Origin of the sequence: Sphingobium sp. ba1, assembly GCF_000743655.1 — a bacterium.
Lineage (GTDB): Bacteria > Pseudomonadota > Alphaproteobacteria > Sphingomonadales > Sphingomonadaceae > Sphingobium.
Genome location: NZ_JPPQ01000069.1, coordinates 1,310,533 through 1,318,638 on the forward strand (window position 1 = coordinate 1,310,533; position 8,106 = coordinate 1,318,638).

Below are 8,106 nucleotides of genomic sequence, written 5' to 3' on the forward strand. Positions count from 1 at the left end.
GCATTGCCTGCAACTCGCCCGCCGATCCGACGAGCGGATGCGAGGATAGGATACGATCGACCAATGTGGTGCCGGTGCGCGGCATGCCGGTCACGAAGATCGGCGCCGCCGCGCTCTCCAGCCCCGCCCCCCATCTGGAGGGCGGACCATCGCCAAATAACCGCTCGATCGCATCGAAGATCGCTTCGTCCTGCGCAAAATCATAACCGATGGCGCGCTTATGCGCGGCGTTCGCCGCCGACAAATGCGCAAAGGCCTCGGTCGCATGGCCCATATCCTCATGGCTTTTGGCCAGCGCATAGCGGATGCGCAACGCATCCTCCGGTCGATCCGCCCGCGCCAGCGCCGCTTCCAGCCGGGGCACAGGGTTGGCCGCCTCGGTCTGGCGCGACAACAGGCTCAGCCCATAATGCGCGCGCGCATTGCCGGGATCGGCCGTCAGGATGACCTCATAATGGCTGGCGGCCGCCTCGACCCGCCCGGTAAAACCGCAGGCCGCTGCCAGATTATAGCGATAGTCCAGATTATCCGGCTCGTCCGCCACCGCCGCTTCAAAGGGCGCCAGCGATGCCGCATGATCGCCCAGCCGCGCCAGCACGCAACCAATCGTGTCGAACGTGCGTGCGTCGCTCGGCCCCATCGCCCAAGCCTGCCGCGCAGCCTGCCCCGCCTCGCCATCGCGCCGCAACAGGATCAGCAACCGCGCATATTGGGCGAGATGTTCCGCCTCCGGCCCGCGCGCCACCGCATGTTCCAGCATCGGCAGCGCCTTGGCCACCTGCCCCGCCTCTGCCGCGGCCAGCCCAAGCAGGAAATAGCCTGCCGGATCGTCCGGCCGCGTCATCGCCAATTGCTGCGCCGCCTGCGCCGCCTGCGCCAGATCGCCCCGCGCCAGCGCCGCGCGCGCCTGCGCCTCCAGCGTCATGCCGTCCCCAGGGTGAAGCCGGCCACCCGCTCGATCATCCAGAAACAGCCGACGATCCCCGCGCCATAGAGCGCCGCCTGCCGCACCCACTGATCCCGGTCGAAGATCGCCGCCAGTTTCATGACGCCCAGCACGCAGCCAACGAAGATCAACTGCCCCAGTTCGACCCCGCCATTGAAGAAGAGCAGGCCCGACAGCCGCTCGTCCGGTGCAACACCCAGTTCGCGCAGCACGGTGGCAAAGCCCAGGCCATGGAGCAGCCCGAAGCCCGCGACCACGGCAAGCTGGCGACGGCGACGGTGCGGGTCTGCCATGTCCTCCGCCCGTGCCCGGATCGCCTCGCGCGCCATGAAGGCGATCGACAGCGCAATCACCGCTTCCACTGGCGGCACCGGCACCTTGACGATGTCGAAGAAGGCCAGCGCCAGGCTAAGCGAATGGCCGATGGTGAAGGTCGTCACCAGCGCCAACAGATAGCGCCCCCGCGCCAACAGGCATAGGCACAGGACAAAGGCCAGATGATCCCACCCGCCCAATATGTGGATGATCCCCTGCCACGTATATTCGACAGCGATCTCCGGCAACGCCCGCTGCCGCGCCGCCACAGCCCCGATCGGCAGCGAGAGCGTATCGCCCGTTGGCTGCAACGCCTGCTGCACCCGCGTTCCGGTGGCGGTCGACAGGAATGTGCCGCCATCGACCGCCCATGGCGTAATGATCGCATCCTCTGCGGTGATGGCCCGGTCGCAATCGATGCTGATCGCATAGCGGGTGACGGTCGCCTCGTTCAGCCGCTCGCGCGCCGTCTCGCGACATCCTTCGGGCAGGCCCAGCGGGTGGTTACTGGCCAGAACGGACGGGATGGAAGCGCTCAGGTCGAAACTGCCTGGCTCCATGCCCGGCTGGATCGCATAGTCGCCGACGCGGAACACATCGGCCTGTGCGGGCGCGGCGACGAACGCCAGCAGCAGGAGCAGCCAACGCAGCATCCTATTGCTCCACCCGCACGCGATAGCCATCCTCCAGCTTCTGCACTTCCTTCTCGACCAGCGCGCCGCTCTGCTCGGCCAGGAAGTCCTGCTTCACCTGATCACGCACCGCGGGATAAGCCAGCATCGCAGCCGGTCCACGATCACGCACCCGCGCGAAATGCCAGCCGCGCGTGGATTGCAGCGGGCCGATCCACTGGCCCGTCGGCGTCTTGTTCAGCGTATCGAGGAAAGGCTGGCCGAACATGCCGCGCAGCATCGACACGCCATAATCGGGCAGATCATGCCCCATCCAGAAATCATCGCCCTTGACCGTCCCACCCGCGTTCAACTGCGCCAGCAAGGCGGGCGCACTAGCGGGCCGCTGTTCGAAGAACACATGGTCCACCGACAGGCGCGGCTCGGCGCGGTACAGGTCGCGATGCGCCGCATAATAGCCCATCAACGCGTCCTCGCTCGGCTCGGCTGGCGCGCCCGCGATCATGAAGCGCACCCGGTCAATCAGCCGCTGCTTGGTGGTCTTGTCGGTCATGTGCATGCCCCGCTCCACGGCTTCACGGAACAGCAATTCGTCGGCGACATAATCATGGATCAGCTTGGCGCGCGCCTCCGCATCCGGCTTCTTGCCCGCCATCATCTCATAATCGTCGGACAGGCTTTTCTGGACCGACAAAGGCACGTCGATCGTCTCGCGCCGCGCCGTCACCGCCCAGTACAGCGCAAAGATCACGCCCGACACCGCCAGGAACAGGATGAACGGATCGCGGGCGAAAAATCCCCGCAGCGAAGCAGACAGACGGCGCATCAGCGCAAGACCCTTTCACTAGGCACCACCGGGTTATGGCAACCCCAGCCTATCCCCCCTCTACGTCAAATGACGCATGGGCCGACATCGCGGCCAGTCGCCCTTCCTCAGCCAAATACCGAAGTTCACACCGTCGCAGGGCCAGTTTGGCGCGCTTCCTGGAGGACACGCTTTGATGTCAGGCGAGCATCTCCGCCGTCACCGGCAGGCTGCGTATCCGCTTCCCCGTCGCCGCATGGATCGCGTTGACCAGCGCCGGAATCACCGGGGGCAAGGCCGGTTCGCCAAGGCCCGTCGGCGGATAATCGGTCTTCACGAATTCCACGATGATGGCGGGGGTGTCGGGGATGCGCTGGAGCGGGTGGGTGTCGAAATTGCCCTGCTCGACTGCGCCCGCGACCTGGGTGATCGCCTGCCCGGCGAGCGCCTGCCCCAGCCCCTCGATCACCGATCCCTGCACCTGATGCAGCGCGTTGATCGGGTTGATGATTTGGCTGCCGACATCGCCCGCGACCCAGACGGTCTTCACCTTGGGCACGCCATCGGCGACCTCCACGTCCAGCACCTCGGCGAAATAGCCCATATGGCTGTAATAGAAGGCAAAGCCGAGGCCCCGCCCCTTGGGCAGCGCCTTGTGGCCGGACCAGTTGGCCATCGCCACCACCTTCTCGATCACGCCCTTGGCGCGCGCGGTGACGAAGGGCGGCTGGTTGGTGCCGCGCGGCATTTCCTTGGGGTCGGCGAGCAATTCGAGCATCAGGCCGGGCAAATCCTTGCCCGCCGCCACCGCAACTTCGTCCATGAAAGCCTGCGTCACGAAACCCAGCGCATTGGAGCCTGGCGCGCGCAGCCAGCCGGTCGGCATGTTGGTCGGCAGAAAACTCTGTTCCAGCAGCACATGCTCGATCAGCCCGGCGGGCAGTTCATGCGCGGGCAGATCGCCACCGCGCACCGCCTTGCCATCCTTGCCGAAGGTCACGAAATGATCGTGAAACGCGGTGAGTTTGCCGCCCTTGTCCAGCGCCGCGCGGAATCCATGCCAGCCCGCCGGACGATAGAAATCGCGGCGCATATCGTCTTCGCGGCTATACAGCAGCTTGACCGGCACGCCCGGCAATTGCGCGGCGATCATCGCGACCTGCACCATATAATCGTTCATCAGCCGCCGCCCGAAACCGCCGCCGATGCGCGAGAAATTGATGCGGATCTTATCCGGCGGCAGGTTCAGCGCCTTGGCCACCAGCCCGCGCCCATTTTCCGGGTTCTGGGTCGGCGCCCAGATTTCGATCGCCCCATCCTTGAACAAAGCCGTGCAATTTTGCGGCTCCAGCGTCGCATGGGCAAGGAAGGGGTAGCTATAGTCAGCGCGCACGACTTTCGCCGCCGACGCGAAAGCCGCGTCCACATCGCCCGTCCGCGTGATGTCGGTATCGGCCTTCGCCTTCCCCCGCGCCACAGCCTGCGTGGCATAGCTTTCCGTCGAGAAGCCAGCGACGGCGCTGGTGTCCCACTCGACCTTGAGCGTCTCGCGCGCCTTGTTTGCGCTCCACCAGCTGGTCGACAGGATAGCCACGCCATCATAGCCCGATTCCGCCGTGCCATCGCCCTTGATCGGCAGCACATGGGCGATGCCCGGCAACGCCTTGACCGCGTCCAGATTAGCCGATGTGAACGTGCCACCAAAGGCCGGGCAGGTTTCCAGCACCGCATACAACATGCCGGGCAGCTTGAAATCGATCCCGAACAAGGGCTTGCCCGCGACGATCGCGGGGGTATCGACCCCGACAACCGACTGGCCGATGATGCGGAAGCTGGCGGGGTCTTTCAGTTTGAGCGTCGCCGGATCAGGCGCAGGCAGCTTCGCCGCCGCTGCCGCCAGCGCGGCATAAGCCACCGACTTGCCCGATTTGGGATCGGTCACCTTGCCGCTGCCGGTCGTCAGCGTCTCCGCGCCAACGCCCCATTGCGCCGCGGCCGCCGCAACCAGCATCGCCCGCGCCGCTGCACCGGCCTGGCGCGTGGGAATCCATTCGCGCGGCGTCGTGCGACTGCCGCCTGCGCTCTGGCCACCGAAGATCGCAGCGTCGGCATGGGTCTGTTCGACCGTGACCTGCGCCCAGTCGACGTCCAGTTCCTCGGCGATCATCATCGGCAGCATCGTCTTGGCACCCTGGCCGATCTCGGCATTTTTCGCGCCGATGATGACGCGATTGTCGGGCAGGATGCGGATGAAGGCATTAAGGATGACCGGCGTGCCGTCCGCCGCCTGCGCCATCGGCACAGCCAAGTCGAACAACAAGCCACCGCCTGCGAGAAGCGAAGCGGAGATGAAACCCCGGCGCGAGAGGATCGCGGCGCTCATGCCGCCGCCGCCTTGATCGCGGCGCGGATGCGGACATAGGTGGAGCAGCGGCACAGATTGCCCATCATCGCCGCATCGATCTCCTCGTCGCTCGGCTTTGGCGTCTGGCTCAGCAGCGCGGTCGCGCTCATGATCTGCCCGGCCTGGCAATAGCCGCATTGCGGCACGTCCTGCGCGATCCAGCTGTCGGCGATACGCTGGCCCACCGCACTTTTCGCCACGCCTTCAATCGTTATGATCTTCGCCCCCTGCACATCGCCCAGCGGCGTCTGGCATGATCGCACGGCATTGCCATCGACATGGACGGTGCAGGCGCCACACAGCCCCGCGCCGCACCCGAACTTGGTCCCCACCATGTCCAGATCCTCGCGCAGCACCCATAGCAGTGGCTTGGCGGGGTCGCCCGCCACCTGCCGCGCCACGCCATTCACCGTCAGACTGATCGCCATGCCGTCATTCCCTCTCATGCCCCGCCCAAGATGCCTGATCGCCACGCCCTGTCCAGCCGGTTCATGACGCAAGCGCCACAATTTTTGTATCCGTATCCTGCCCAGCAGCCGCGTCAGCCTGCCCATGCGCCAACAAGGCTTCGAGTTGCGCGCGCCCGTCAATCGCCCCGCGCGCCAGCAGCCGCCCGCCCGCATCGATCAACGCGGCGCTGGGCCGGGTGCCGATACGGAAATCCGCGCCGACCTGCGCATTGAGGATGATGTCGATGTCGCGGATGCGATGCTGGCGCAGCATGTCGGCATAGTCCTCCGCCCGCCCTTCGCCCAGGAACAGCAGCCGCAACTGCGTGCGGTTCGTCAGCGCCAGCGCGTCGCGCACGGCGGAGCGGCTGGCGGCGCAGCCGGGCGCGATGAACAGCAGCAATTGCGCGCGCCCATCCGCGCTAGGCCCACCGATGGTCAGCATATCGCCCGCCAGCGTCGGCGCGCTCACCACGGGCGCAGCGCGGCCAGGCACGGCCACCACGGCGCGGGGCGCAACCGCCCCGGCCCCCTCCTGCATCGCCCGCACTTGCCGCGACAGGGCGACCACCGCCACCACCAGCAGGATGACGACCATCCACAACAGGAACAGCGACGCGATCAACATAGGGCGGCGCTACCGGAACCGCCAAAGCGCCTCGATAGGGCGTTTGACGTAGGGCCGCGCGTCAGCCCGCTGCTATCGTCCTGGCCGGGATTGCTCGCAGGAGTCCCGACCACGTAGGCAGACGATAATCGCCGCTCCCATGGCCGCTGCCAAGACCCGGACCTTGCACGCAAGGTCCGGGTCTTTTACCCAGCCGCTACGTCAATCACCCCATTTGCCAGACGCGCACCCCTGCCATAGCCTGCCGGGCGGAATGGACCAGGGTTCGGGGGAATGAGATGACGATGAAACGCATGGCGCTGGGCGCATTGCTGATGGCGACGGTGATTTCGTCGGCGGCGGTGATCGCCCAGTCCGACAAGCCCGCCATTCCCCCCGCGCTGGAAGCCAAGATCAAGGATCTGCCCAAGGCCAAGCGCGAGTTTCTGACATCCGACCCGGCCGAAATGTTCGCCGGTTCCTACGACAAATTGTTCGAGCGACTGGCGACCAAGAGCCCGCAGGAAATCGACGCCTATATCGAGGCGATGATGGACGCGGTCGAGGCCGCGAAATTCAATGCCAAGACGGACATGGCGGCGATCCCGCTCGATACCGACAATGAAAATTTCAACGGCTGGAAACTGCGTCGCCCATCCGGCCTTGACCCCAAGCGCGAAGCCGGGCCGTTTGAACTGAGCTATTACGCCAATGGCCGCGGCGGCGGCGTCTATGGCGGCGGCATCGCCACCTTCGCCGGCGCACCCGTCGCGATCTTCCCCGAAGATCTGATCGCAGGCAAAGTGGACGTCGCCATCGTCGGCGCGCCGCTCGACATGGGATCGGGCTATCGCGGGGCCAAGGGCGGCCCGTCGGCGATGCGCACCCAATATGGCGCGGGCGGCATCGACATGTACACGATGGTCGATCCGTCCAAGGAATTGAAGATCGTCGATTATGGCGACATCGCCATCGACAATATGTCGACCGAACGCACCGTCGCCCATGTCCGCGAGCGGGTCGCCGAAATCGCCCGCACCGGCACGCTGCCCTTTATCGTCGGCGGCGACCATAGCCTCGAATATAGCGATGTCGCTGGCCTTGCCGATGTCCATGGCAAGGGCAGTTTCGGCGTCGTCCATTTCGATTCGCATTATGATGCGGGCAAGGGCGGCGTGCATTTCATCACCCATGGCGCGCCGGTCTATCGCGCGGTCAAGGAAGGCCATGTCCTGGGCAAAAATTACATCCAGGTCGGCCTGCGCGGCCCCTGGCCCGAAAAGGAAGGTTTCGAATGGATGCGCGACAATGGCGTGCGCTACCATGCGATGCCGGAGATCGAGAAAAATGGCTGGGCCGCGACGATGGAGCGCGCACTGAAGGAAGCGCGCGAGAGCGGCAAGAAGATCTTCATCTCGTTCGACGTCGACGTGCTGGACCCGGCCTTCATCCCCGGTACCGGCACGCCCGTCCCCGGCGGCCTGACGATGCGCGAGGCGATCCCGATCGTGCGGCGGCTTTGCGCCGAAAATGAACTGGTCGGCTTCGAAATCGTCGAACTCGCCCCCGTGCTGGACCCCACCTATCGCAGCGCGCTCAACGCCAATTTCATCATGCACGCCTGCCTGACCGGCGTAGCGATGCGCAAGAAGGGCATCCGGCAGCCGGGCTTCCTGTCCGACCTCACCACCGAACACGGCCAGCCCTTCTACGGCGAAAAGGCCGCAAAGGACGGCAAGACCGAGAAGGTCGATCCAACTTATGGGCGGGGTGGGCGGCGGCGTCCGACCACCTGATCACGCACCGCCCAAACACGCAATCCCGTTCCCCGGCGAAAGCCGGGGCCCAGGGCCACATGACACAGCGCCTGGGACTCTGGGCCCCGGCTTTCGTGTTGAGTTCCGTCTGATTAGCGAGGGCGTCGTTTGGGGACTGGTATTTGAGGCAT

The 8,106-nt window shown here is 65.6% G+C and carries 7 protein-coding genes; 1 reads left to right on the forward strand and 6 read right to left on the reverse strand.

What is annotated here, in order from left to right; translation table 11 throughout:
• The 6 genes from IL54_RS09390 to IL54_RS09415 form a co-directional block, all read right to left on the reverse strand.
• The coding region (locus IL54_RS09390) for a tetratricopeptide repeat protein (RefSeq protein WP_037478241.1) at positions 1 to 925 on the reverse strand (925 nt) is incomplete at its 3' end.
• Positions 922 to 1,914, reverse strand: a complete 993-nt coding sequence (locus tag IL54_RS09395) for a HupE/UreJ family protein (protein ID WP_052027629.1) — start codon at positions 1,912 to 1,914, stop codon at positions 922 to 924. The genes IL54_RS09395 and IL54_RS09390, both read right to left, overlap by 4 nt.
• 1 nt (position 1,915) lies before the next feature.
• Positions 1,916 to 2,719, reverse strand: coding sequence for a peptidyl-prolyl cis-trans isomerase (locus IL54_RS09400; protein ID WP_052027630.1), 804 nt, complete (start codon positions 2,717 to 2,719; stop codon positions 1,916 to 1,918).
• Between the two features lie 178 nt (positions 2,720 to 2,897).
• Positions 2,898 to 5,081: a xanthine dehydrogenase family protein molybdopterin-binding subunit gene (locus IL54_RS09405; RefSeq protein ID WP_037475082.1), complete on the reverse strand. Its 2,184-nt coding sequence runs from the start codon at positions 5,079 to 5,081 to the stop codon at positions 2,898 to 2,900.
• A complete protein-coding gene (locus tag IL54_RS09410; protein ID WP_037475084.1) occupies positions 5,078 to 5,530 on the reverse strand; it encodes a (2Fe-2S)-binding protein in 453 nt (150 codons plus the stop codon). The genes IL54_RS09405 and IL54_RS09410 overlap by 4 nt, the downstream gene beginning before the upstream one ends.
• A gap of 61 nt (positions 5,531 to 5,591) precedes the next feature.
• Entirely contained in the window at positions 5,592 to 6,179 is a 588-nt protein-coding gene (locus IL54_RS09415; protein WP_052027631.1) for a hypothetical protein, read from the reverse strand.
• A 284-nt stretch (positions 6,180 to 6,463) separates the two neighbouring features.
• Between IL54_RS09415 and IL54_RS09420 the strand changes: the two genes are divergently transcribed.
• A complete protein-coding gene (locus IL54_RS09420) occupies positions 6,464 to 7,954 on the forward strand; it encodes an agmatinase family protein (RefSeq protein ID WP_037478247.1) in 1,491 nt (496 codons plus the stop codon).
• The last annotated feature ends 152 nt before the right edge of the window (positions 7,955 to 8,106 follow it).